Below are 24,502 nucleotides of genomic sequence, written 5' to 3'. Positions count from 1 at the left end.
ACCCTCCAATTTAGCGCCTGCGCATCTGGTTGTCAAGTGACAACCAGATACGCAGGCGACCGTATTCGAATCCATTTCACACCCTTCGTTATCCAAATTAAGTGTGATAACAAACACCATTGCCAGGCATCGATACTAGAGCGGCAACGGCTATGAGGCGAGACTGTCGGATGGCATAGGACAGGAACCCTTTTTTCCGACGCGGAGGTACCGCATTGAGTCGATATCGTGTCCCCAATGACAAAGCCCCTGCCGGTCATAGACCGACAGGGGCTTTTTGCAGACTATCCAACCGGCGCGTGACTCGCGCCCGTTCTGCGCGCTGAACTGAGCGCGCTATTGCGGCGCGGCCATTGGCCAGACACCCGACAACACCTTCTCGAGCCAGAACGTGCCGATGACGGTTTTCACGTCGGTGATCTTGCCCGTGCGCACCCACTCGGACACCTCGGCGACCGTCGCCGTGAACAGTTCGAGGAATTCGCCGTCGTCGAGTTTGCGCTCGCCGGCAGTCAATCCACGCGCCAGGTAAATATCGATGAATTCGGTCGAGTAGGAAATAATCGGATGAATGCGCGTCAGATAAACATACTCGCGCGCCGTATAGCCGGTCTCTTCCTGCAGTTCACGCTTCGCGCAGGCCAGCGCGCCTTCGTTCGGGTCGAGCTTGCCCGCCGGATACTCGACCATGACCTTGCCCATTGGATAGCGGTACTGGCTTTCCAGCAACACGCGGCCGTCGTCGAATAGTGGGATCACCATCACGGCGCCCGGATGCTGAACGTACTCGCGAGTGGCCTGCTTACCGTCGGGCAAGCGGACCGTATCGCACTTGAGCGTGAGGAACGGCCCTTGATGGATCGTTTTGCTCTCGAGACAGCTCTCGGTAAGCGCGGCGTCGTGATCGGGAAGTTCAGCCATATGCGACCTCAGGACAGCTTGGTGCGCGACGGCGAGACGCCGTCAGCGACGTTTGACGAGATACTGGAAGGTAAAGCCGGGAAATGCGAACACGATGAACAACGCGAACGTGATCGCGTAGAACTGCCACCCCTGTTCGAAGCGATTACCCGCGCGCGCTTCCAGCAGAAAACCGAGCGAGCCGACCACAAAGTACAGCACGATCAATTCGGCAATCCGGATCCAGGCGCTCTTCTTCACCGCTTTCAACGGCACGGCGGCGAAGAGACGCTGATTCAGAAATGGCAGGTTGGCGCCGACCAGCGCCAACAACACGATAAACCAACCCGCTGCCGACATCAGAGCAACAGCGTGTGCTGGATAGCCTGCAGGCAGGCCTTCAACAGCGGATCCGGCACGATACCCAGCACCAGCACGGCAACACCATTGAGCGCGAGCAAAGCACGCGTGCTGGTGTCGGCGAGAATCGGCGACTTGTCTTGCGGTTCGTCGAAGTACATCAGTTTGACGATACGCAGGTAATAGAACGCGCCGAACAGCGAGGTGATCACAGCCAACACGGTCAGCCAGGTCAACCCGGCATTCATGGTTGCCTGCAGCACCGCGAGCTTGGCGTAGAAGCCGACCGCAGGCGGGATGCCGGCGAGCGAGAACATCATTACCATCATGACGAAAGCGAACACCGGGCTGCGTTGATTCAGACCCTTGAAGTCTTCGAGCGTATCAGCTTCAAAATCGCGGCGTGCCAGCAGCATGATGATGCCGAAGGTGCCCATCGTCGTAATCAGGTAGACGATGCTGTAATACATCGCCGAACCGTACGCGTTGGCAGCACCCGTGGTCTTGTGGTCGACCACGCCGGCCAGCAGGCCCAGCAGCACAAAGCCCATGTTCGAGATCGCCGAATACGCGAGCATCCGCTTGACGTTGCGTTGCACGATACCGGTGATGTTGCCGACGATCAACGACAGCGCCGCCAGGATCACCAGCATTTCCTGCCATTCGACCGCCAGCGGCAGCAGGCCCATCACGAGGAAGCGCAGGCCCCACGCGAATGCCGCCACCTTTGGACCGCCGCCGACCATCAGCGTCATGGCCGTCGGAGCACCCTGATACACGTCAGGCACCCACATGTGGAACGGCACCGCGCCCATCTTGAACGCCACGCCCGCCACGATAAAGATCACGCCGAACAGCAGTACGCTCGGGTCGTAGTGGCTCGTGCCGATCGCCTTGAACACTTCGTTCAGGTCGAGCGAACCGGTCGCGCCGTACAGCATCGAAATGCCGTACAACAGGAAGCCGGATGCCAACGCGCCGAGCACGTAGTACTTCATTGCAGCTTCGTTCGAAGGCGCCGCGTCACGACGCAGTGCGATCGCGCCGTACAGCGACAGCGACATCAGTTCCAGACCGAGGTACAGCGTCAGGAAGTTGTTGCCGGAAATCATCACGAGCTGACCGAGCAACGAGAACATCCCAAAGAGGAAGAACTCACCGCGGAACAGCCCGCGATCCTCGAGGTACCGACGCGAATAAACGATCGACACGGCATAACCGAGCGTCACCACCGCTTTCATCACATTGGCGAACGAATCCACCACATACATGTGACCGAAGAAATAGTGCACTTGCGGGTCGAACGCGTTCACGGCGAACCAGATGCCGGCAATCAGCGTCGAAAAGAACGCGAGGAAATACGTGGTACGGCGACCGGCCTGGCCGACGAACGTGTCGTTGAGCCACGCGAGCACAACGGCGAGCATCACCAGTGCGTCGGGCAACAGGGCAGTCATAGGGGCGTTTTGCATGATCTTTAAATTCCTCCGCTCTGCATTACTGTGGCAACGGCAGCTTGGACTGCGCGACGTGGGAGAGGAGGTTTTCCACGGATACGTGCATCACATCGGTAAAGGGCTTCGGATACAGGCCCATGAACAACGTCAGTGCGGCGAGCACTGCCAGCATGAAAAATTCGCGGCGGTCGATGTCCACGAGGCCCTTCACGTGATCGTTAGCGATCGCGCCGAAGTACACGCGCTTATACATCCACAGCGTGTAGGCCGCACCGAGAATCAGCGTGACAGCCGCACCGCCTGCAATCCAGAAGTTGTACTGGACAGCAGCCAGAATCACCATGAATTCGCCGACGAAACCGGAAGTACCCGGCAAGCCGCAATTGGCCATCGAGAACAGCATGACGAACGCCGCGAATTTCGGCATCACGTTGACGACGCCGCCGTAATCGGCGATCTGGCGCGAGTGCATACGGTCATACAGCACGCCGATGCTCAGGAACATCGCGCCCGACACGAAGCCGTGCGAGATCATCTGCACGATCGCGCCTTCCATACCGAGCTGATTGAAGATGAAAAACCCGAGCGTCACAAAGCCCATGTGAGCGATCGACGAATACGCGACCAGCTTCTTCATGTCGGACTGGACCATCGCGACCAGACCGATGTAGATCACCGCGATCAGCGACAGCGTGACGACGACCGGCGCGAGGAAGTGGCTCGCATCTGGCGTGATCGGCAGCGAGAAGCGCAGGAAACCGTATGCGCCCAGCTTCAGCATGATCGCGGCCAGCACGACCGAGCCGCCGGTCGGCGCTTCCACGTGGGCGTCAGGCAACCACGTATGCACCGGCCACATCGGTACCTTCACGGCAAAGGCCAGGAAGAACGCTATGAATAACAATATCTGCGGGGTCATGCTGATCTGCGCGTTCTGCCACGTAGCCAGATCGAACGTGCCGGTCTCGACGTACAAGTACAACAACGCAACCAGCATCAGCAGCGAGCCCATCAGCGTGTACAGGAAGAACTTGAACGCCGCATACACGCGGTTCGCCCCACCCCACACGCCGATGATGATGTACATCGGGATCAGCGTTGCTTCGAAGAACACGTAGAACAGCATGCCGTCCGCTGCGCTGAACACGCCGACCATGATGCCGGACAGGATCAGAAACGAAGCAAGGTACTGGCCCACGTTCTTCGTGATGACTTGCCACGCGGCGATCACGACGATCACCGTAATCAATGCGGTCAACACGACGAACCACATCGAGATGCCGTCGACACCCAGGTGGTACGTGATGTTGAAGCGCTCGATCCAGTTCGCCTTTTCGACGAACTGCAGATCGGCGGTGCTCGAATCAAAACCAGTAATCAGCGGGATCGTCACGATGAAGCTGACGACCGAGCCGATCAGCGCAATCCAGCGCGCCGGAGCCGGGTTCCGGTCGGAACCAATAGCCAGGACGAGGAGACCTACGAGGATCGGTAACCAGATCGCAATACTGAGAATCGGATAAGCGTGCATTAGTGTCCCTCGCCTTATTTGCCGCCGAGCGTTACAAACAGGGTCAGGAGCCCCAACATGCCGATAATCATGGCAAACGCGTAGTGGTAGATGTAGCCGGATTGGAGGAAGCGGATCACGCCGGCGAACCAGCCGATAAAGCGTGCGCTGCCATTGACGATGCCGTCGATCACCACGACGTCGCCTTCCTTCCAGAGACCACGGCCAATTGCCACGGCGCCCCGCGCGAACACGACTTCGTTGATCTTGTCCATGTAGTACTTGTTGTCGAGCAGCGTGTAGATCGGACCGAACGCGCGCTTGATGACAGCCGGCAGATCAGGACGAACCAGGTACAGGAACCACGCGGTCACCACACCCGCGAGCGCCAGCCACACCGGCAGACCTGAGACCGAATGCAGACCCATCGACGCCCAGCCCTGGAATTCTTCAGCCATCTCATGCAGCGCCGGGTGATTTTCACCGATGAAGATCACCTTGTCGAACGCCACGCCGTGCTGGAAGAAGTCGCCGAACAGCATCGGGCCGACACCGATCGCGCCGATCACCACCGACGGAATTGCCAGCAACACCAGCGGCAGCCACACCACCCACGGCGTCTCATGCGGTTCGTGCGCGTGGTCGTCGTGACCATGGCCGTGACCGTGCGCGTCATGGCTGTGACCGTCGTGTGCATGGGCTGCGGCCTCGATGCCCATCGGCGATTCCGGATGCTTCGGATCGCGGAAGCGCTCCTTGCCGTGGAACACCAGGAAGTACATACGGAACGAGTACAGCGCAGTAACGAATACGCTCGCCACGACCGCGAAGTATGCGAAACCCGACCCCGGCAGATGCGACAGCTTCACTGCGTCGATGATCGAGTCTTTCGAGTAGAAGCCCGAGAAGAACGGCGTACCGATCAGCGCCAGCGAACCCACCAGCGACGTAATCCATGTGATCGGCATGTACTTGCGCAGGCCGCCCATGTTGCGGATGTCCTGATCGTGGTGCATGCCGATAATCACAGAACCCGCGCCGAGGAACAGCAGCGCCTTAAAGAAGGCGTGCGTCATCAGGTGGAACACGGCGACCGAATAAGCCGATGCGCCGAGCGCGACCGTCATGTAGCCGAGCTGCGACAGCGTCGAGTAAGCCACCACGCGCTTGATGTCGTTCTGGACGATACCGAGGAAGCCCATGAACAGCGCTGTGATTGCACCGATCACCATCACGAACGACAGCGCCGTATCCGACAGTTCGAACAGCGGCGACATGCGCGTGACCATGAAGATACCGGCGGTCACCATGGTTGCCGCGTGAATCAGCGCGGAAATCGGCGTCGGACCTTCCATCGAATCCGGCAGCCAGACGTGCAGCGGGAATTGCGCCGACTTACCCATCGCGCCGATGAAGAGGCAAATGCAGGCAACCGTCAGCAAACCCCAGTCCGTACCCGGGAAGCTCAATGCCGCGAGTTCGGTGCGCTTCGCGAAGACGTCGCCGTAGTTCATCGAACCGGCGAACGCGAACAGCAGGCCGATACCGAGCAGGAACCCGAAGTCGCCGATGCGGTTCACGATGAACGCCTTCATGTTCGCGTAGATCGCCGTCGGACGCGTGAAGTAGAAACCGATCAGCAGGTACGACACCAGACCCACCGCTTCCCAGCCGAAGAACAGTTGCAGGAAGTTGTTGCTCATCACGAGCATCAACATCGAGAACGTGAACAGCGAGATGTACGAGAAGAAGCGCTGGTAGCCGTCGTCGTCGGCCATGTAGCCGATCGTGTAGATGTGCACCATCAGCGACACGAAGGTCACCACGCACATCATCATCGCCGTCAGCGAATCGACCAGGAAGCCGATCTCGAACTTCGTCTTGCCGATCTGCATCCAGTCATAGACGGTCGCGTTAAAGCTCGCGCCGTCCATCACCTGGAAGAAGACGATGGCCGAGAGGATGAACGAGATCGCGACGCCGAGGATCGTAACCGAGTGTGCACCGGCTCGCCCTACCGCTTTCCCAAACAGCCCCGCAATCAGGGAGCCGGCCAGCGGTGCCAGCGGGATCGCCAGCAGCAGGTTTTCATTGAGTGTCGTTGACATAACCGCTTTACCTGAAATTAACCTTTGAGCTGATCGAGGTCCTCGACATTGATCGTGTCGAGGCTACGGAACAGGGTCACCAGAATCGCCAAGCCGATCGCCGCTTCCGCTGCTGCAACCGTCAGCACGAAGAAGACGAAGATCTGACCATGGATGTCGCCGAGGTAATGCGAAAACGCGACGAAATTGGTGTTCACCGCCAGCAGCATCAGTTCGATCGCCATCAGGATGATGATGACGTTGCGACGGTTCAGGAAAATGCCCACGACACTGATCGCAAACAGGATCGCGCCGAGGACAAGGTAATGAGCAAGGGTCAACATAATTTCTATCTCCTGTCCGCTCAGCTGTTTTTAGCGGGTGCCGAGTCGGCCGCTGCTGCCGCTGCGGCGGCGGCTTCTTCCGCCGCGACAGTTGCCGCGGTCTTTTCAGATGCCATCTTCACGATACGCACGCGGTCCTGAGCGCGCACCTTGACCTGCTCGCTGACGTTCTGGCGCTTGCTATCTTTCTTGTGACTCGTGGTCAACGCAATCGCCGCGATGATCGCCACCAGCAGCACGAGACCGGCAACTTCGAACGCGAAGATGTAGTCGGTGTAGATGACCTTGCCGATGATGCGGGTGTTCGACCAATCGGCCATACCGTTCGCGGCAGCCGTGGTGTCGCGCAGCGCCGTGGCGGTCGCACCGTAGCCGTGCCACAAAATCAGCGCGGTCTCGATCACGATGATCGCGCCCACCAGCGTCGCCATTGGCACGAAGCGTTTGAAGTCTTTTCGCAGCACGTCGATGTTGATGTCCAGCATCATCACGACGAACAGGAACAGCACCATCACCGCGCCGACATACACCAGCACCAGCAGGATCGCGAGGAACTCGGCCTGCAGCAGCATCCAGATCGCGGCTGCGTTGAAGAACGCCAGCACCAGAAACAGTGCGGACGAAACCGGGTTGCGCGAGGTGATCACCTTCAGCCCTGATACAACCAGGAGCAGCGCGAAGATGTAGAACAGTACGGTCGTGAATTCCATGATTACCGGTTCATCGTTAGGCCATCGTCAGGCATTGTTCTTTGGCACGTGTGGCGGGTAAAAGCGGCCGAAACCGCCCGAACAGCCGCACAAGTGCGCCGTGCCGCGGCGCTCAGGCCGCGGCGCTCGGCCCGACAACAGGCCGTGTTACTGCTGCATTTACCGCTTTAACAGAAGTGCTTCAACGATACGGTGCGTCGGCTGCCTTGCTCGCAGCGATCTCCGCTTCGTAGCGATCGCCCACGGCCAGCAGCATATCCTTCGTGAAATACAGGTCGCCGCGTTTTTCGCCGTGATATTCGAGAATGTGCGTCTCGACAATCGAATCGACCGGGCAGCTCTCTTCGCAGAAACCGCAGAAGATGCACTTGGTCAGGTCGATGTCGTAACGCGTCGTGCGGCGCGTGTTATCCGCACGAGTTTCCGATTCGATCGTGATGGCGAGCGCCGGGCACACCGCTTCGCACAGCTTGCAGGCGATGCAGCGTTCTTCGCCGTTTTCATAGCGGCGCAGCGCATGCAGGCCGCGGAAACGCGGCGAGATCGGGGTCTTCTCTTCCGGGAATTGCACGGTCACCTTGCGCTGGAACGTATAACGTCCGGTCAGCGCGAGGCCTTTGAGCAGCTCCGTCAGGAAGAAGGTCTTGAAAAAGTTTTGGATTGCGGTCATGGGTTCATCCGCCCTTTATTTCCAGATATTCAACGGCGACATGATCCAGAAGCCGACCACCACCAGCCACACCACGCAGACCGGAATGAAAATCTTCCAGCCCAGACGCATGATCTGGTCATAGCGATAGCGCGGGAACGTGGCACGCGCCCAGATGAATACCGACAACAGGAAGAAAACCTTCAGCACCAGCCAGAAGATGCCCGGGATAAACGACAGGAAGCCGAAAGGTGCGCTCCAGCCGCCGAGGAACAGTGTTGCAGCCAATGCCGAGATCACGATCATGTTGATGTACTCGGCGAGGAAGAACAGCGCAAACGCCATCCCCGAGTAATCGATCATGTGGCCCGCGACGATTTCCGACTCCCCTTCCACCACGTCGAACGGGTGACGGTTCGTTTCGGCGATGCCCGAGATGAAGTACACGACGAACATCGGCAACAGCGGCAGCCAGTTCCACGACAGGAAGTTCAAGCCGTAGCCAGCGAAAATCCCGCGTTCCTGCGAACCGACGATGTCCGACAGATTCAGGCTGCCCGAGGTCATCAGCACGACGACCAGCGCGAAGCCCATAGAAATTTCGTACGAGACCATCTGAGCTGCAGCGCGCATCGCGCCGAGGAACGCGTACTTCGAGTTCGACGCCCAGCCGGCCAGAATCACGCCGTACACGCCGATCGACGAAATCGCGATCGCGTACAACAGCCCCGCGTTGATGTCACCGAGCACCGCGCCCGCCTGGAACGGAATCACCGCCCAGACCGCGAAGGCCGGCACCACCACCATGATCGGCGCGATCAGGTAGATCCAGCGACTAGCCTGGGCCGGCTGAATCACTTCTTTCAGCAACAGCTTCAGCACGTCGGCGATCGGCTGCAGCAAACCTGCAGGGCCCACGCGGTTCGGGCCGAGACGCACGTGCATCCAGCCGATCAGCTTACGCTCCCACAGAATCAGGTAAGCCACGCACAGCAGGATCACGACGGCCACCACCAGGATGCGCACCAGTGCCCACACCGTGGGCCATGCCACACCGAGAAGCTGGGTGCCGCCCGAGTTGATCGTATCGAACAAGCTCATTTACGCCTTCTCCACCACCAGTTCACCGAACAGGCTGCCCAGCGCTGCACCGGCAGGTGTAGCTGCCGATACGCGGACGACCGTCTCCGCAAGATTCGCGTCGCGCACGGCCGGCAACTGCACCGATTGCTCGCCCTGGCGCACGCGCACTGCGTCGCCTTCCTTCAAACCCAGTTTGTCGAACAGCGCAGCCGGCAGACCGACCGAATTCGCTGCGCGCGCCGCTGCTGTCAGATGCAGCGATTCGGCGCGACGCACCAGCGAGTCGGCGTGGTAAATCGGCACGTCGGCGATACGCTCGAACTTGCCTTCTGCTGCCTTCACTGCCTTGCCGCGTGCAACCGTCACGCCCGTCTTGTTCGACAGACGCGACTTGATCTCGCCATCGCCGAGGGCTGCTGTACGCACTTCTTCCGAGGTGTCGAATTCGAAGCCCGGTACGCCCAGCAGGCTGCCCAGGACGCGCAGAACCTTCCATGCCGGACGCGTGTCGCCGAGCGGACGCACAACGCCGTTGAACGTCTGCACCGTACCTTCAGCGTTGACGAAGGTGCCCGCCGTTTCCGTGAACGGAGCGATCGGCAGCAGGACATCAGCGTATTCAGCGCCAATCTGGAACGGCGACATCACGACGACCATTTCAGCCTGGTTCAGCGCGGCCAAAGCCTGCGCCGGATTGGCCGTATCGAACTCCGGTTCGACGTTCAGCAGCAGATAACCCTTGCGCGGTTGCTCGAACACTTCGCGTGCGTTCAAACCACCCTCGCCCGGCAATGCCTTCACGAGATGCGCGCCGACCGTGTTGGCGGATTCCGTGAGGAAACCCAGCGTTGCGCCGGTCGCGTCTGCGATCCATTGCGCCGCAGCGTGAATCGCGGCGAAGTCCGGATGACGGACCGCGCCGTTGCCGAGCAGCACCACGCGGTGTTCGCCGGTGGCGAGCGACTTCGCGACCTGTTTGTTGGCGTCCGTCGGCTGCGTGCCGGCGAAGGCTTCCGGCAGTGCAACGCCGTTTGCTTCCGAGACCGCGCCGGCGATGCCAGCCAGTGCGTCGAGCCATGCCGACGGTGCGGCAACCACGCGCTGTGCCTGCGGAATCAGCGCGTCGTCGTTGGTGGCCTGCACGAGCGTCAGCTTCGTACCGCTCTTGGCGGCTTGACGCAGACGCGCGGCGAACAGCGGATGATCGCGGCGCAGATCCGAACCGATCACGAGCGCCGAATCCACGTTCGAAAGATCGGCGATCGTCGTGCCGAGCCACGGCGCACCGTTGACGACTGCGGAGAAATCCGACTGACGCAGACGGAAGTCGACGTTAGGCGTGCCGACCGCTTGCGCCAACTGCTTCAACAGGAACAGTTCTTCGACGGTGCTATGGGCGCTACCGAGAGCGGCCAGCGCGTTCGCGCCGTGGTCGCCCTTGATGCCCTTCAGACCCTTGACCACATATTCGAGCGCGGTTTGCCAGTCGGTCTCAACCCACTTGCCACCTTGCTTGAGCATCGGCTGCGTGAGACGTTCCGGGCTATTCAGGGCTTCGTACGAGAAGCGGTCCTTGTCCGAAATCCAGCATTCGTTGATGGATTCGTTTTCGAACGGCAGAACACGCATCACGCGGTTGTTCTTAACTTGCACCACGAGGTTTGCACCGACGGAATCGTGCGGGCTCACCGACTTGCGGCGCGACAGTTCCCACGTACGGGCGCTGTAGCGGAACGGCTTGCTGGTCAGCGCGCCGACCGGGCACAGATCGATCATGTTGCCCGACAGTTCGGAGTCGACGGTCTTGCCAACGAACGACGTGATTTCCGAATGTTCGCCGCGACCCAGCATGCCAAGTTCCATCACGCCGGCCACTTCCTGGCCGAAACGGACGCAACGCGTGCAGTGAATGCAACGCGACATTTCTTCCATCGAGATCAGCGGGCCGACGTTCTTGTGGAACACCACGCGCTTTTCTTCGCTATAGCGCGACGACGACTTGCCGTAGCCCACGGCCAGATCCTGCAACTGACACTCACCGCCCTGATCGCAGATCGGGCAATCCAGCGGGTGGTTGATCAGCAGGAATTCCATCACGGCTTGCTGGCCCTTCACCGCCTTGTCGGACTTGGTGCGCACGATCATGCCCGCTGACACCGGCGTGGCGCATGCAGGCACGGCCTTCGGCATCTTTTCGACATCGACCAGACACATCCGGCAGTTGGCCGCAATCGACAGCTTCTTGTGATAGCAGAAGTGAGGAATGTACGTGTCGACCTTATGCGCAGCCTGGATCACCATGCTGCCTTCAGGCACCTCTACTTTCTTGCCGTCTATTTCAAGTTCAACCATGATGGTCAATCTTCCTTAACCTGTTACCGCTCAATCGTTCGCCCTGTTCAACGCCCGTTTCAGGCGATGAATCCCGCGGATGATGTGTTCTGGTGCGCTATTTAGCGTACTTATCTGGGCACTCAAGCAGCCACTGTTTCCGACGCCGCTGCCGCACCGGCGTGACCGCCGACGAGGCAATGCTTGTGGGCAACGTGGTATTCGAATTCGTCCCAGTAGTGCTTGAGCATGCCGCGAACCGGCATGGCCGCTGCATCGCCGAGCGCGCAAATTGTGCGGCCCATGATGTTTTCAGCAACCGAGTTCAGCAGATCCAGATCTTCCGGACGACCTAGCCCGTGTTCGATACGATGCACGACGCGATACAGCCAGCCGGTGCCTTCGCGGCACGGCGTGCACTGACCGCACGACTCTTCGTAATAGAAATACGACAGACGCAACAGCGAACGCACCATGCAACGCGTTTCATCCATCACGATGACCGCACCGGAACCGAGCATCGAGCCAGCCTTGGCGATCGAGTCGTAGTCCATGTCGGTCTGCATCATCATTTCGCCCGGGATCACCGGTGCCGACGAGCCACCAGGAATCACAGCCTTGATCTTCTTGCCGCCGCGCATGCCGCCGGCCAGTTCCATCAGCGTCGCGAACGGCGTGCCGAGCGGAACCTCATAGTTGCCAGGACGCTCGACGTCGCCTGCGACCGAGAAAATCTTCGTGCCGCCGTTGTTCGGCTTGCCGATTTCGAGGTAATTCTGCGGACCGATCGCGAGCAGGAACGGCACCGCAGCGAACGTCTCTGTGTTGTTGATCGTGGTCGGCTTGCCATAGACGCCGAAGCTCGCCGGGAACGGCGGCTTGAAGCGCGGCTGGCCTTTCTTGCCTTCGAGCGATTCGAGCAGCGCGGTTTCTTCGCCGCAAATGTAGGCGCCGTAGCCGTGGTGCGCATGCAGTTCGAACGAGAAGCCCGAACCCATGATGTTGTCGCCAAGGAAGCCGGCGCGGCGAGCTTCGTCCAACGCTTGTTCAAAGCGCTTGTAGACTTCCCAGATTTCGCCGTGAATATAGTTGTAACCGACCGTGATGCCCATCGCGTACGCGCCGATGGCCATGCCTTCAATCAGCGAATGCGGATTGAAACGCAGGATGTCGCGATCTTTGAACGTGCCCGGTTCGCCTTCGTCCGAATTGCAGACGAGGTACTTCTGACCCGGGAACTGACGCGGCATGAAGCTCCACTTCAAACCGGTCGGAAAGCCCGCACCGCCGCGGCCGCGCAGACCCGACGCCTTGACGTCGGCGATCACCTGCTCGGGCGGAATCTTTTCTTCCAGAATGCGGCGCAGCTGGGCGTAACCGCCGCGCGCCACATAGTCTTCGAGATGCCAGTTGTCGCCGTTCAGGCCGGCGAGAATCAGCGGTTTGATGTGACGATCGTGTAAAGACGTCATTTCGAAAGTTCCTCGAGCAGCTGGTCGATCTTCGCGCGGCTCATGAAGCTGCACATGCGATGGTTGTTCACCAGCATCACCGGCGCATCGCCGCACGCTCCCATGCATTCACCTTCTTTCAGGGTGAACTTGCCGTCAGCCGTGGTTTCGCCGAAGTCGATGCCGAGCTTCTGCTTCAGATATTCAGCGGTGCTGTCGGAGCCACCGTCCGGGCCGAGCTGGCACGGCAGGTTCGTGCAGAGGGTGATCTTGTACTTACCGACCGGCGAGGTCTCATACATCGTGTAGAAGGTAGCCACCTCCTGCACGGCGACTGCCGGCATGCCGAGATAGTCCGCGACGAACTGCATGAGTTCGGGTGACAGCCAGCCATGCTCTTCCTGAGCAGTAGCCAACGCCGACATCACGGCGGACTGTTTCTGATCGGCGGGATACTTCGCGATCGCACGATCGATTTCTTTCAGGCCTTCAGCTGAGATCATTTTCAGACACGACTCTTTCAATTCCTACCGAACGAAAACCCGTCGCTCACATCATGCTGCGACAGACCCGGCGTTCCTTTGCTTGACGCGTGCTTCGGTGCAATCTGAAGACGCGCGCCGATGAATAGTCCTAGCGATCCACTTCGCCGAACACGATGTCCTGCGTACCGATGATTGTCACGGCGTCGGCGATCATGTGACCGCGCGCCATTTCATCGAGCGTGGACAGGTGCGCATAGCCCGGCGCGCGAATCTTCAGGCGATACGGCTTGTTCGCGCCGTCCGAGATCAGGTAGATACCGAACTCGCCCTTCGGATGTTCGACTGCGGCGTATGCCTCGCCTTCCGGCACATGGAAGCCTTCCGTGAAGAGCTTGAAGTGGTGAATCAGCTCTTCCATGTTCGACTTCATGCCGACCCGCGACGGCGGCGCAACCTTGTGATTGTCGACCATCACCGGCCCCGGATTCTTACGCAGCCACTCAATGCACTGTTTCACAATTCGCGTGGATTGGCGCATTTCTTCGACGCGAACCAGATATCGGTCATAACAATCGCCATTAACGCCGACCGGAATGTCGAAATCCATCTTGTCGTAAACTTCGTACGGCTGTTTCTTGCGCAGATCCCACTCGATACCCGAGCCGCGCAACATCGCGCCGGTCATACCGAGGTTCAGCGCGCGCTCCGGGCTGACCACACCGATACCGACCAGACGTTGCTTCCAGATCCGGTTGTCCGTGAGCAGCGTTTCGTATTCGTCGACGCACTTCGGGAAACGCGTAAAGAAATCGTCGATGAAGTCGAGCAGCGAGCCTTGACGGTTCTCGTTCATCCTCGACAATGCCTTCGCATTGCGAATCTTCGATGCCTTGTACTGCGGCATTGCGTCAGGCAGATCGCGATACACGCCGCCCGGACGGTAGTAAGCCGCGTGCATCCGGGCGCCGGACACTGCTTCGTACACGTCCATCAGGTCTTCGCGCTCACGAAACGCGTACAGGAACACCGCCATCGCGCCGACGTCGAGCGCGTGTGCGCCAATCCACATCAAGTGGTTCAGCACCCGCGTGACTTCGTCGAACATCACACGGATGTACTGGGCGCGAATCGGCACTTCGATGCCGAGCAGCTTTTCGATCGCCATCACGTAGCCGTGCTCGTTGACCATCATCGACACATAGTCGAGACGGTCCATGTACGGCACGGACTGGATGAAGGTCTTGGTTTCCGCGAGCTTTTCGGTCGCGCGATGCAGCAGACCGATGTGCGGATCGGCGCGCTGAATAACTTCGCCGTCGAGTTCGAGCACGAGGCGCAGCACACCGTGCGCGGCCGGGTGCTGAGGACCGAAGTTGAGCGTGTAGTTCTTGATCTCTGCCATGGCGTTCTCTTAGTGTTTCAGACCGCCATAGCGATCCTCGCGGATCACGCGCGGCGTGATTTCCCGCGGCTCGATCGTCACAGGCTGATAGACGACGCGCTTCTCTTCCGGGTCGTAACGCATTTCGACGTAGCCGGAGACAGGGAAATCTTTACGGAACGGGTGACCAATGAAACCGTAGTCGGTCAGGATGCGGCGCAAGTCCGGGTGGCCTTCGAAGACGATGCCGTACAGATCGAATGCTTCGCGCTCATACCAGTTGGCCGAATTCCAGATATCGACGACTGAGGCGACGATCGGCACTTCGTCGTCCGGTGCGAATACACGCAGACGCAGACGCCAGTTGTTCTGCACCGACAACAAATGCAGAACGGCCGCGAAACGCGGACCGTCATATGCGCCATCGGCGTAGGTCTGATAGTCGACGCCGCACAGATCGACCAGTTGCTCGAAACCGAGCGAGCGGTCGTCGCGCAGACGCGTTGCCACATTGATGTAGTCGCTCGCCTTCACGACGATCGTCAACTCACCGATTGCCTCGGTGGTGCTCAACAGGAGGCCGCCAAAGGCCGCCTCGAGGTTCGCTTTCAGGGTCTCGAGTTTGCTTGCCATATTGTGGGGGAGGCGTTGGCCTTATTGACGGGCGATTGTGTTGGTGCGACGGATCTTGGCCTGCAGCTGGATCACGCCGTACACCAGCGCTTCCGCTGTAGGCGGGCAACCCGGCACGTAGACGTCGACCGGCACAATCCGATCGCAGCCGCGCACTACCGAATAGGAATAGTGGTAGTAGCCGCCGCCGTTTGCGCACGAGCCCATCGAAATCACCCAGCGCGGCTCGGCCATCTGGTCGTAGACCTTGCGCAAAGCCGGCGCCATCTTGTTGCACAGCGTGCCGGCGACGATCATCACGTCCGACTGACGCGGACTCGGACGAAACACCACGCCGAAACGGTCAAGGTCATAACGGGCAGCGCCCGCATGCATCATCTCGACCGCACAGCACGCGAGACCAAACGTCATCGGCCACAACGAGCCGGTGCGCGTCCAGTTGATCAGTTTGTCTGCCGTAGTGGTGACAAACCCTTCCTTCAAGACCCCTTCGATACTCATTTGCTTTCCACTCCAGACGGGGCGGCAAGCCTGGCCACCCACGCAAACCGGCGATTAATCCATCATTCCCAGTCGAGGCCGCCCTTCTTCCAGATATAGGCAAAGCCCAACAGGAATTCGAGCAGGAAAATCATCATCGCCATGAAGCCAGGCCAGCCGATGTCGCGCAGGGCCACACCCCACGGGAACAGGAACGCGGTTTCAAGGTCGAAAATGATGAAGAGAATGGCGACGAGGTAGTAACGCACATCGAACTTCATGCGCGCATCTTCGAATGCTTCGAAGCCGCACTCGTACGGTGCGTTTTTCTCGGTATCGGGCTTGTTGGGACCGAGGATCTTGCCGATGCTGACCAGTGCTACGCCTAAACCGGTGCCCACAATGAGGAACAACAAGACGGGGAAATAGGCTGCGAGGTTCAAGACTATCCTCTATCGGTTGGTTCTGAATGCCGCCAAGAGCATAGCACTCCTGACGCGAAATCACTTTGACAACGCACATGCCGCAAGCCCAACGCGAACCGCGCATCAGAAGTGAAAATGCCAGCCGAAGCGAAGCAAGCGGCTGGCATTTAGATAACATTTGGTGCCGACGGCGAGACTCGAACTCGCACAGCTTTCGCCACTACCCCCTCAAGATAGCGTGTCTACCAATTTCACCACGTCGGCACTAACTGCAATCCGGGAAAACAACTTATAAAACCCGCGAATCGCTTCAAGACTTAGATTGTAACTGGTCTAAACAGTTTGTTCAACGCACAAAAGCACTTTGAACGAAAATTTATTTCGGCACGTCCGTAGCGGGGACGGATGCGGCCGATGCCGGCAATACTGCCGAGCCGCCAGCCGGCGCGGACGCAGCGGAAGCCGCGACAGGCGCAGTCACAGCCGTGCCCAGCAAGCCTGCGGACGGTTTCGCACGATACGCACCAAGGTAGGTGAGCGTCAACGTCGTTACAAAAAACACGGCGGCGAGGACGGCCGTGGTACGCGACAAAAAGTTTGCCGAACCGGTCGCGCCGAACAGACTGCCCGATGCGCCGCTGCCGAAAGCAGCACCCATATCGGCGCCTTTGCCGTGTTGCAGCAAGACAAGGCCGATGACCCCAAGTGCCGACAACAGCTGAACGACGATAATCAATGTTTTCAAATACAGCATCACACTCACCTGAGTCTTTATTTAACCGCGCCACACAAAGTGTGCCGCGCGGGATTGGGTCATCCTCGCCAAGGCGCCCTGCTTAACCGGCGACGCTCGTCGCGGCCGCCGCTCTGCAGATCGCCAGGAAATCCTGGTCTTTCAACGACGCGCCGCCGATCAGGCCACCGTCGATATCCGGCTCACGGAACAATTCTTCCGCGTTCTCCGGCTTCACACTGCCGCCATACAACACCGGCACATCCGCCACCGCCGCGCCCTTTGCCGCCAGACGCGAACGCAGGAAAGCATGCACTGCTTGCGCCTCGTCCGACGTGGCGCTCTTACCTGTGCCGATCGCCCAGACCGGCTCATATGCGACAACGATGCGCGCCGCATCTTCCGCCGACAATTTCGCCAGCACTTCATCCAGTTGCGCGCCAACCACTTGCTCAGTGGAACCGGCCTCGCGCTCCTCGAGCGTTTCGCCGACGCATACGATCGGCGTCAGTCCCACTTCCAGCGCGCGCTGCGTCTTCACCGCAACCAGCTCTGAGCTTTCACGATGGTAAGCACGGCGCTCCGAGTGTCCGACGATCGCCAGCGTGGCAGCGAAATCGACTGCCATCTGCGCAGCCACTTCGCCGGTATAGGCCCCATGCGTGAACGCGGAGACGTCCTGCACACCCCACACGACCTTGCTGCCTTCCAGCAACGATTGAGTCTGCCCGAGATAAGGGCACGGCACGCAGACACCGACGCGCACATCCGCCGGCAATTCGCCCGCGCCTTGCGCCACTGCCTGCAACAGCGTCGCATTTTCGGCGAGGCGCCCGTGCATCTTCCAGTTACCGACTACCAGCTTGGCTCGTTGTTTCGACATCGTCTCGTCTTGTATTGGCGGCGGACTTGGTTTGCGCTTACAGCCCGCCTTTCGGATTCGTGCGGCGTGCGCAAAACGCGCAATTTTACTGCGTGGGGTGGATCGGGTCAAACTGACCGTGTCAAACCGACCCTGTCAAGCGTCCTGACCCCAAGTCAGCACGATCTTGCCGACGTGCGTGCTGCTTTCCATCAGCGCGTGCGCTTCAGCGGCCCGCGCGGCCGGAAACACACGGTGCACCACCGGCTTGATGCGGCCATCGTCAAGGTGCGGCCACACATGCTCTTTCAATTTCGCGGCGATCTTCGCCTTAAACTCGATCGGCCGCGGACGCAACGTCGAACCCGTCACCGTCAAACGGCGGCGCAGCACTTCGTTCAGATTCAGCTCCGCTTTCGCGCCGCCCAGCAACGCGATCAGCACGATGCGGCCGCCGTCGGCCAGCGCGGTCAGCTCACGGGGCACATAGCTGCCCGCCACCATGTCGAGAATGACGTCGACACCACGATCGTTCGTTAGCGACTTGATGACCTCGACGAAATCCTCAGTCTTGTAGTTGATCGCACGCTCCGCGCCAAGCGCTTCACACGCGCGGCACTTTTCGTCCGATCCAGCCGTCGCGAACACGCGAAAACCCAGCGCATGCGCAATCTGGATCGCCGTCACACCGATGCCGCTCGAGCCGCCCTGCACCAGCAACGTCTCGTTCGGCGCGCCTTCACCCTTACCAAGTTGCGCACGGTCGAACACATTGCTCCACACCGTGAAGAATGTTTCCGGCAGCGAAGCCGCCTCGACATCCGACAAACCAGCGGGCACCGGCAAGCATTGCAACAGCGGCGCGGTCGCGTATTCCGCGTAACCACCACCTGCGAGCAATGCACACACGCGGTCACCCACTTTCAGACCGAACGGATTGTTCTTCTCGTCGATGGTGCCGCCGACGATCTCGCCCGCCACTTCCAGCCCCGGCAGATCTGACGCGCCCGGCGGCGGTGCATAACCGCCTTTGCGCTGGAACACATCAGGCCGGTTGATGCCCGAAGCCGCCACCTTGATCAGCACCTCGCCCGCTTTCGGCTGCGGCATGGGCCTCTCTGCCAGTTTGAGGACTTCCGGCGCACCGAATTCGGTGATTTCGATCGCTTTCATCTGCGTCAACTCCAAGATTGGATTGCGTTGCCTACCGGCACCCGCAGGAAGTCCCCTCGGGAACTGGGACACACGAATCGCCCGATTCCGACGAAACACCCCACGCAAACAGAGTACCCGCTTATGTCCGTTTGCATCGGCCTGCAACGCAATCCACCCTGCACCCTTCATGAAAAACGGCCGGCGCGCATTCGCGCTGCCGGCCGTCGCCCTGCTACCGCATTACTGCGGCGTCGGTTCGCCTTGCGGCGCGCCGTTCGGGGCGTCGTTCAGCAACGCCTTGGCCGACAAACGCACGCGGCCCTTTTCGTCCGTCTGGATGACCTTGACCTTCACTTGCTGGCCGTCCTTCAGGTAGTCGTTGATGTCCTTGATACGCTCGTTGGCGATTTCGGAAATGTGCAGCAGACCGTCCTTGCCCGGCAGGATGTTCACGATCGCGCCGAAATCGAGCAGCTTGAGCACGGTACCTTCGTACACTTGGCCCACTTCGACTTCCAACGTGATGTTCTCGATACGCTTCTTCGCTTCGGCCATACCTTCGCTGCTGGTGCTGGCGATGGTGACGACGCCGTCGTCCGAAATATCGATCGTCGTGCCGGTTTCTTCGGTCAGCGCGCGGATCACCGAACCACCCTTGCCGATCACGTCGCGGATCTTTTCCGGATTGATCTTGATGGTGATCATGCGCGGCGCGTAGTCCGACAGCACCGTGTTCGCGCCCGACACAGCCGAGGTCATCTTGCCGAGGATGTGCATACGGCCTTCCTTCGCTTGCGCGAGAGCGACCTGCATGATTTCCTTGGTGATGCCCTGGATCTTGATGTCCATCTGCAGCGCGGTCACGCCTTGCTCGGTACCCGCGACCTTGAAGTCCATGTCGCCGAGGTGATCTTCGTCGCCGAGGATGTCGGTCAGGACGGCAAACTTGTTGCCTTCGAGGATCAGGCCCATTGCGATGCCGGCGACGTGCGCCTTCATCGGCACGCCAGCGTCCATCAGTGCGAGGCAGCCGCCGCACACCGAAGCCATCGACGACGAACCATTCGACTCGGTGATTTCCGAAACGACGCGGATCGAGTAGCCGAATTCGTCAGCGCTCGGCAGGCACGCAGCCAGCGCGCGCTTGGCCAGACGGCCGTGACCGATTTCACGACGCTTCGGCGAACCGACGCGGCCCGTTTCGCCGGTCGCGAACGGAGGCATGTTGTAGTGAAGCATGAAGCGTTCGCGGTACTCGCCTTCGAGCGCGTCGATGTTCTGCTCGTCACCCTTCGTGCCCAGCGTTGCGACCACCATGGCCTGCGTTTCGCCACGCGTGAACAAGGCTGAGCCGTGCGTACGCGGCAGCACGCCGGTACGGATTTCGATCGGGCGCACGGTGCGCGTGTCGCGGCCGTCGATACGCGGCTCGCCGTTCAGGATCTGCGTACGGACGATCTTCGCTTCAATGTCGAACAGTACGTTACCGACCGTAGCCTTGTCGGCAGCGACAGTACCCGCTGCAGCGGCATCTTCTTCCAGCTTCTTCGACGTGGCTGCGTAGACTTCCTTCAGCTTGGTCGAACGGGCTTGCTTGTCGCGGATCTGGTAAGCGGCGAGCAGCTCAGCTTGCGCCAGTTCCGTCACACGCGCGATCAGCGGCTCGTTCTTCGCTGCCGGTTGCCAATCCCATTCCGGCTTGCCGCCTTCGCGAACCAGGTCATGGATCGCGTTGATCGCGATCTGCATTTGCTCATGGCCGAACACCACACCGCCGAGCATCACTTCTTCGCTCAGTTGTTGCGCTTCCGATTCCACCATCAGCACCGCGCGTTCCGTACCGGCGACGATCAGGTCGAGCGCCGATTCCTTCATCTGCGGACGCGTCGGATTCAACACGTATTCGTTGTTGATGTAGGCCACGCGTGCTGCGCCGACCGGGCCGTTGAACGGCAGACCGGAAACAGCGAGCGCCGCCGACGCGCCGATCAGCGCGGGGATGTCAGCGGGAATTTCGGGGTTCAGCGACAGGACGTGGATCACGACCTGGACTTCGTTGTAGAAGCCTTCAGGGAACAGCGGGCGCAACGGACGGTCGATCAGGCGCGAGATCAGCGTTTCGCCTTCCGACGGACGGCCTTCACGGCGGAAGAAACCACCGGGGATCTTGCCTGCAGCGTAGGTCTTTTCGAGGTAATCGACGGTCAGCGGGAAGAAGTCCTGACCCGGCTTGGCGGTCTTGGCGCCGACCACAGTAGCCAGCACAACGGTGTCTTCGACGTCGACGATCACCGCACCGCCTGCCTGACGAGCGATTTCGCCCGTTTCGAGGCGAACGTTGTGTTGTCCCCACTTAAATTCTTTGACGATCTTGTTGAACATAGTCATTGCTTTTCCTCTTCGTTATGCCGCGCGGACCAGAAGCGGCGCGGCAACGCCAGGACCGGCGCCACATGGGAAGAGTAGTGTTATGCCATTCCAGAGAACCACGCTCTACGCGCGCGAACCGCTGGAATGACACAAGGCTCTGCCCTGAAGCCCGGCCGTATTTCTGCTTTTTTACTGCTTTCCTGCTAGCCGCCGCATGAATCGTCACGCTACCGCGACCGGCAGGCGGTGCGCATCACATGAAGCGCACCGTGCAAAAACAAAATGCCTGTATCAGTGGAACTGACACAGGCATCTTGCTGAACGACTGGCCGATTACTTACGCAGACCCAGCTTCTCGATCAGTGCGCGGTAACGATCCGCGTCCTTACCCTTCAGGTAGTCGAGCAGCTTACGACGGCGGCTCACCATGCGCAGCAGACCGCGGCGGCTGTGGTGATCCTTCGTGTGTGCCTTGAAGTGAACGGTCAGTTCGTTGATGCGGGTCGTGAGCAGCGCGACCTGAACTTCGGGGGAGCCGGTGTCGTTAGCTGCGCGTGCGAATTGCGCAACGACTTCGGACTTCTTGCTTGCTTCAACTGCGGACATGTCGATTTCCTTGAGAACTAGACAGGCGGTCACGGAAGAAAGGCCGTGCCGTGGGTTACCCGTGTGCGCATTCGCATTGCAAACATGCAGCATGCCTCACAACGGGACGCGTATTGTAGCACAGCCCAATCCGGCCGCGAACCCTGCTGTGCTGGGCGGGATCGTGGGCGGCCTGGGTTTGCTTGGGGGCCGTTTACGGCCGTTTCATCTTGCACACGGTCGTCGGCACCGTGCGCTCGGACGGCAAAGCCAGCACCGTGCGGAAACCGTAGCCTGAACCTTCGTTGTCGAACTTGACGCCCGGCGTGCCAGCCTTGTCCATCTGCATCACGTAAAGGGGCTGGATCAGCTGGTGGTCATCGGCCCGCATCCACGAGGCGTGAAAGCCGTTGTCGAACTTGATCCCCTCAAGGGCCCGGGCGACAGCCGTCGGGTCGGCGCTGCCGGCGCGGTTCATCGCCGCGGCGAGGGTTTCGATCATCAACGGCATGCGCAGCACCGGGTAGTCATCCTGCGCGGCCGGGAAACGGGCGCGAAATGCTGCATACCACGCGTCGGATGCCGCACCGCCAGCGTTCGGGTGCCAGTCGGCCACCGCGATCACATGCTTGACGCCGGCATCGCCCAACGCGGCCGGCGCGCCAAGACTATTGCCATAGAACGTGTAGAACCTGGTGTCCAGCCCCTGCTCCCGCGCCGCTTTGACTAGCAGCGTCAGATCGTTGCCCCAGTTGCCGGTGATAACCGCGTCCGCGCCGCTCGCGCGGATCTTCGCGATGTACGGCGCGAAGTCCTTCACGCGGCCGATCGGATGAAATTCGTCACCGACGACCGCGATATCCGGCCGCTTCGCGGCCAGCGTCGAGCGCGCGAGACTGCTGACATCGTGGCCAAAGCTGTAGTCCTGGTTCAGGAGATAGACCTTCTTCACCGCCTTGTCGCGCTGGATCACGTCGGCCAGCGCATCCATGCGCATACCCGCGTGTGCGTCGAAGCGGAAGTGCCAGAAACTGCAATTGGCGTTGGTCAGGGTGGGATCGTCGGCGGAATAATTGAGGAACAGTTCGCGGTTGCCCGGCTCGCGGCTGTTCTGTTTGTCGATCGCGCCGATCAGCGCGGCGGCCACTGCCGAGCTGTTGCCCTGCATGATGTAACCGATGTGCCGGTCCGCGGCGGCGCGCAGTTGCACCAGCGCCTCTTCAGCACTGCCCTTGCTGTCGAGCACGACCAGTTCGAGCGGATGCGCGCCGTCGGCGAGCTTCACGCCGCCTTCTGCATTCACCTGTTCGACGCCGAAGCGCAGATTGCGCTCCACCGCCGCGCCCGCGTTCGCGAATGGGCCGGACATGCCTTCGATCAGCGCCAGCTGGATCGGCGTGCCCGTGGGCTGATTGACTGACTTGCTTGCCGCACCCGACGCCGTGTCTCCCGCGGCGTGAGCCGCCGCGGCCATCGAAATCGCCGCCAGCGCGACGACTGCCGCTGCTGCCGCCCGTTGCCACTTCGCCATCGTGATTGCCCCGCTTGATTCGTCGAAGCGCGGATCATAGGGCGTTCCAGACGGAATAAGCAAGCCGGCAAATTCGTTACTGTGCATCCAGGGACGCGTCGTACGACGCGCAAATCTTTTGCTGCCGCCCGTGTCAAAATAATGCGTCTCGATGATAAAAACCGCTACTCAAATGCCATCGGAGGAATTCATGTTCAACCGCCACCCATCCACGGCGGCCTCGCTCGAAGCGCCGCCCGCAGCACGCCTGCGCCGCGCTGCGCTCGTCTGCCTGAGCGCGCTCACGCTCACGGTTACGCTCGCCGGCTGTGTGCAGCCATGGCAGCAATACAGCCAAGGCGCGGACGAATCGACCATCGTCGCCCGCCTCGGCGCACCGCGCGAAAGCTACGACCTGCCTAACGGCGGCAAACGGCTAATGTGGCCGACCCAGCCAATGGGTGAAACCACTACCGCAGCCGACATCGACGCATCCGGCAAGATCGTCACCGTACGCCAGGTGCTTCAACCCAACGAGTTCTACCGTGCCGAAATCGGCAAATGGACGAAGAGCGACGTGCTGGTGAACTTCGGCCGCCCGGTCGAAACGTCGTACTTCCCGTTGATGAAGCGCGAGGTCTGGACGTATCGCTACTTGGAAGACAACGTCTGGTACATGATGTACAGCTTTTATTTCGACGATCAGGGCATTGTGCGGCTCACACAGAAAACGCCTGATCCGCTGCACGATCCGGATCGGCGCAGCCTGTTCTGAGCACCTGATCGAACCCATTGCGCATGGATCGACAAAGCCGCCGCTTCAGGCGGCTTTTTTTATTTATTGCGCACGCGGACGAGTTTTATTTCGCACACGGCGGATTTATTTCTTATTGGAAGGTTTTGGTAATAATTCATTCGGTGTCGATCGCGCGTACCGCGTCGTCGCACAGCCGTCGATGCGGCGCACGGCGACAGAGGAACTACCGCACATCTGACACGCC

The 24,502-nt window shown here is 60.1% G+C and carries 23 protein-coding genes and 1 tRNA gene; 1 reads left to right on the top strand and 23 read right to left on the bottom strand.

The window, feature by feature from the left end:
- Positions 1-336 precede the first annotated feature (336 nt).
- The 23 genes from HHL24_RS31805 to HHL24_RS31695 all read right to left on the bottom strand — a co-directional run bounded on the left by HHL24_RS31805 (position 337) and on the right by HHL24_RS31695 (position 23,522).
- Positions 337-921: an NUDIX domain-containing protein gene (locus HHL24_RS31805; RefSeq protein ID WP_169489267.1), complete on the bottom strand. Its 585-nt coding sequence runs from the start codon at positions 919-921 to the stop codon at positions 337-339.
- Positions 922-963: 42 nt separating this feature from the next.
- Positions 964-1,260 carry a DUF2818 family protein gene (locus tag HHL24_RS31800; protein ID WP_169489266.1) on the bottom strand — a complete coding sequence of 99 codons (297 nt, stop codon included), beginning with the start codon at positions 1,258-1,260 and terminating at the stop codon, positions 964-966.
- Complete coding sequence (nuoN, locus tag HHL24_RS31795; protein WP_169489265.1) at positions 1,260-2,732, bottom strand: NADH-quinone oxidoreductase subunit NuoN; 1,473 nt, start codon at positions 2,730-2,732, stop codon at positions 1,260-1,262. Before nuoN ends, HHL24_RS31800 begins: the two co-directional genes overlap by 1 nt.
- 25 nt (positions 2,733-2,757) lie before the next feature.
- Positions 2,758-4,248 carry an NADH-quinone oxidoreductase subunit M gene (locus HHL24_RS31790; RefSeq protein WP_169489264.1) on the bottom strand — a complete coding sequence of 497 codons (1,491 nt, stop codon included), beginning with the start codon at positions 4,246-4,248 and terminating at the stop codon, positions 2,758-2,760.
- Positions 4,249-4,262: 14 nt separating this feature from the next.
- Positions 4,263-6,335: an NADH-quinone oxidoreductase subunit L gene (nuoL, locus tag HHL24_RS31785; protein WP_169489263.1), complete on the bottom strand. Its 2,073-nt coding sequence runs from the start codon at positions 6,333-6,335 to the stop codon at positions 4,263-4,265.
- A 17-nt stretch (positions 6,336-6,352) separates the two neighbouring features.
- Complete coding sequence (gene nuoK / locus HHL24_RS31780) at positions 6,353-6,658, bottom strand: NADH-quinone oxidoreductase subunit NuoK (protein WP_028196948.1); 306 nt, start codon at positions 6,656-6,658, stop codon at positions 6,353-6,355.
- Positions 6,659-6,678: 20 nt separating this feature from the next.
- Entirely contained in the window at positions 6,679-7,368 is a 690-nt protein-coding gene (locus tag HHL24_RS31775; protein ID WP_169489262.1) for an NADH-quinone oxidoreductase subunit J, read from the bottom strand.
- 181 nt (positions 7,369-7,549) lie between these two features.
- On the bottom strand, positions 7,550-8,038 hold the full coding sequence (nuoI, locus tag HHL24_RS31770; protein WP_054034957.1) for an NADH-quinone oxidoreductase subunit NuoI: 489 nt from the start codon (positions 8,036-8,038) through the stop codon (positions 7,550-7,552).
- Between the two features lie 15 nt (positions 8,039-8,053).
- The gene (gene nuoH / locus HHL24_RS31765) at positions 8,054-9,118 is read right to left on the bottom strand and encodes an NADH-quinone oxidoreductase subunit NuoH (protein WP_169489261.1); all 1,065 of its coding nucleotides are present in this window, start codon (positions 9,116-9,118) and stop codon (positions 8,054-8,056) included.
- The gene (gene nuoG / locus HHL24_RS31760; RefSeq protein ID WP_169489260.1) at positions 9,119-11,452 is read right to left on the bottom strand and encodes an NADH-quinone oxidoreductase subunit NuoG; all 2,334 of its coding nucleotides are present in this window, start codon (positions 11,450-11,452) and stop codon (positions 9,119-9,121) included.
- 122 nt (positions 11,453-11,574) lie between these two features.
- Positions 11,575-12,903, bottom strand: a complete 1,329-nt coding sequence (gene nuoF / locus HHL24_RS31755; RefSeq protein WP_169489259.1) for an NADH-quinone oxidoreductase subunit NuoF — start codon at positions 12,901-12,903, stop codon at positions 11,575-11,577.
- Positions 12,900-13,385: an NADH-quinone oxidoreductase subunit NuoE gene (gene nuoE / locus HHL24_RS31750; protein WP_169489258.1), complete on the bottom strand. Its 486-nt coding sequence runs from the start codon at positions 13,383-13,385 to the stop codon at positions 12,900-12,902. The genes nuoF and nuoE overlap by 4 nt, the downstream gene beginning before the upstream one ends.
- 130 nt (positions 13,386-13,515) lie before the next feature.
- Complete coding sequence (locus HHL24_RS31745) at positions 13,516-14,769, bottom strand: NADH-quinone oxidoreductase subunit D (RefSeq protein ID WP_169489257.1); 1,254 nt, start codon at positions 14,767-14,769, stop codon at positions 13,516-13,518.
- A gap of 9 nt (positions 14,770-14,778) precedes the next feature.
- Positions 14,779-15,381, bottom strand: a complete 603-nt coding sequence (locus HHL24_RS31740; RefSeq protein ID WP_169489256.1) for an NADH-quinone oxidoreductase subunit C — start codon at positions 15,379-15,381, stop codon at positions 14,779-14,781.
- A gap of 21 nt (positions 15,382-15,402) precedes the next feature.
- Entirely contained in the window at positions 15,403-15,882 is a 480-nt protein-coding gene (locus tag HHL24_RS31735; RefSeq protein WP_006052903.1) for a NuoB/complex I 20 kDa subunit family protein, read from the bottom strand.
- A 62-nt stretch (positions 15,883-15,944) separates the two neighbouring features.
- Complete coding sequence (locus HHL24_RS31730; protein WP_007175615.1) at positions 15,945-16,304, bottom strand: NADH-quinone oxidoreductase subunit A; 360 nt, start codon at positions 16,302-16,304, stop codon at positions 15,945-15,947.
- 161 nt (positions 16,305-16,465) lie between these two features.
- A tRNA-Leu gene (locus HHL24_RS31725) sits at positions 16,466-16,550 on the bottom strand.
- 112 nt (positions 16,551-16,662) lie between these two features.
- Positions 16,663-17,040: a preprotein translocase subunit SecG gene (gene secG / locus HHL24_RS31720; RefSeq protein ID WP_025496077.1), complete on the bottom strand. Its 378-nt coding sequence runs from the start codon at positions 17,038-17,040 to the stop codon at positions 16,663-16,665.
- A gap of 82 nt (positions 17,041-17,122) precedes the next feature.
- The gene (tpiA, locus tag HHL24_RS31715; protein WP_169489255.1) at positions 17,123-17,902 is read right to left on the bottom strand and encodes a triose-phosphate isomerase; all 780 of its coding nucleotides are present in this window, start codon (positions 17,900-17,902) and stop codon (positions 17,123-17,125) included.
- Between the two features lie 135 nt (positions 17,903-18,037).
- The gene (locus HHL24_RS31710; protein ID WP_169489254.1) at positions 18,038-19,054 is read right to left on the bottom strand and encodes an NAD(P)H-quinone oxidoreductase; all 1,017 of its coding nucleotides are present in this window, start codon (positions 19,052-19,054) and stop codon (positions 18,038-18,040) included.
- Between the two features lie 222 nt (positions 19,055-19,276).
- On the bottom strand, positions 19,277-21,424 hold the full coding sequence (gene pnp / locus HHL24_RS31705; RefSeq protein WP_206003103.1) for a polyribonucleotide nucleotidyltransferase: 2,148 nt from the start codon (positions 21,422-21,424) through the stop codon (positions 19,277-19,279).
- 315 nt (positions 21,425-21,739) lie between these two features.
- Positions 21,740-22,012: a 30S ribosomal protein S15 gene (gene rpsO, locus HHL24_RS31700; RefSeq protein ID WP_090688003.1), complete on the bottom strand. Its 273-nt coding sequence runs from the start codon at positions 22,010-22,012 to the stop codon at positions 21,740-21,742.
- 193 nt (positions 22,013-22,205) lie between these two features.
- On the bottom strand, positions 22,206-23,522 hold the full coding sequence (locus HHL24_RS31695; protein WP_169489289.1) for a branched-chain amino acid ABC transporter substrate-binding protein: 1,317 nt from the start codon (positions 23,520-23,522) through the stop codon (positions 22,206-22,208).
- A 190-nt stretch (positions 23,523-23,712) separates the two neighbouring features.
- Between HHL24_RS31695 and HHL24_RS31690 the strand changes: the two genes are divergently transcribed.
- The gene (locus HHL24_RS31690) at positions 23,713-24,276 is read left to right on the top strand and encodes a hypothetical protein (protein ID WP_169489253.1); all 564 of its coding nucleotides are present in this window, start codon (positions 23,713-23,715) and stop codon (positions 24,274-24,276) included.
- Positions 24,277-24,502 lie beyond the last annotated feature (226 nt).

Origin of the sequence: Paraburkholderia polaris, assembly GCF_012927345.1 — a bacterium.
GTDB lineage: Bacteria > Pseudomonadota > Gammaproteobacteria > Burkholderiales > Burkholderiaceae > Paraburkholderia > Paraburkholderia polaris.
Note: the sequence above shows the minus strand (reverse complement) of the source record. Positions and strands in the feature narration are given on the sequence as shown.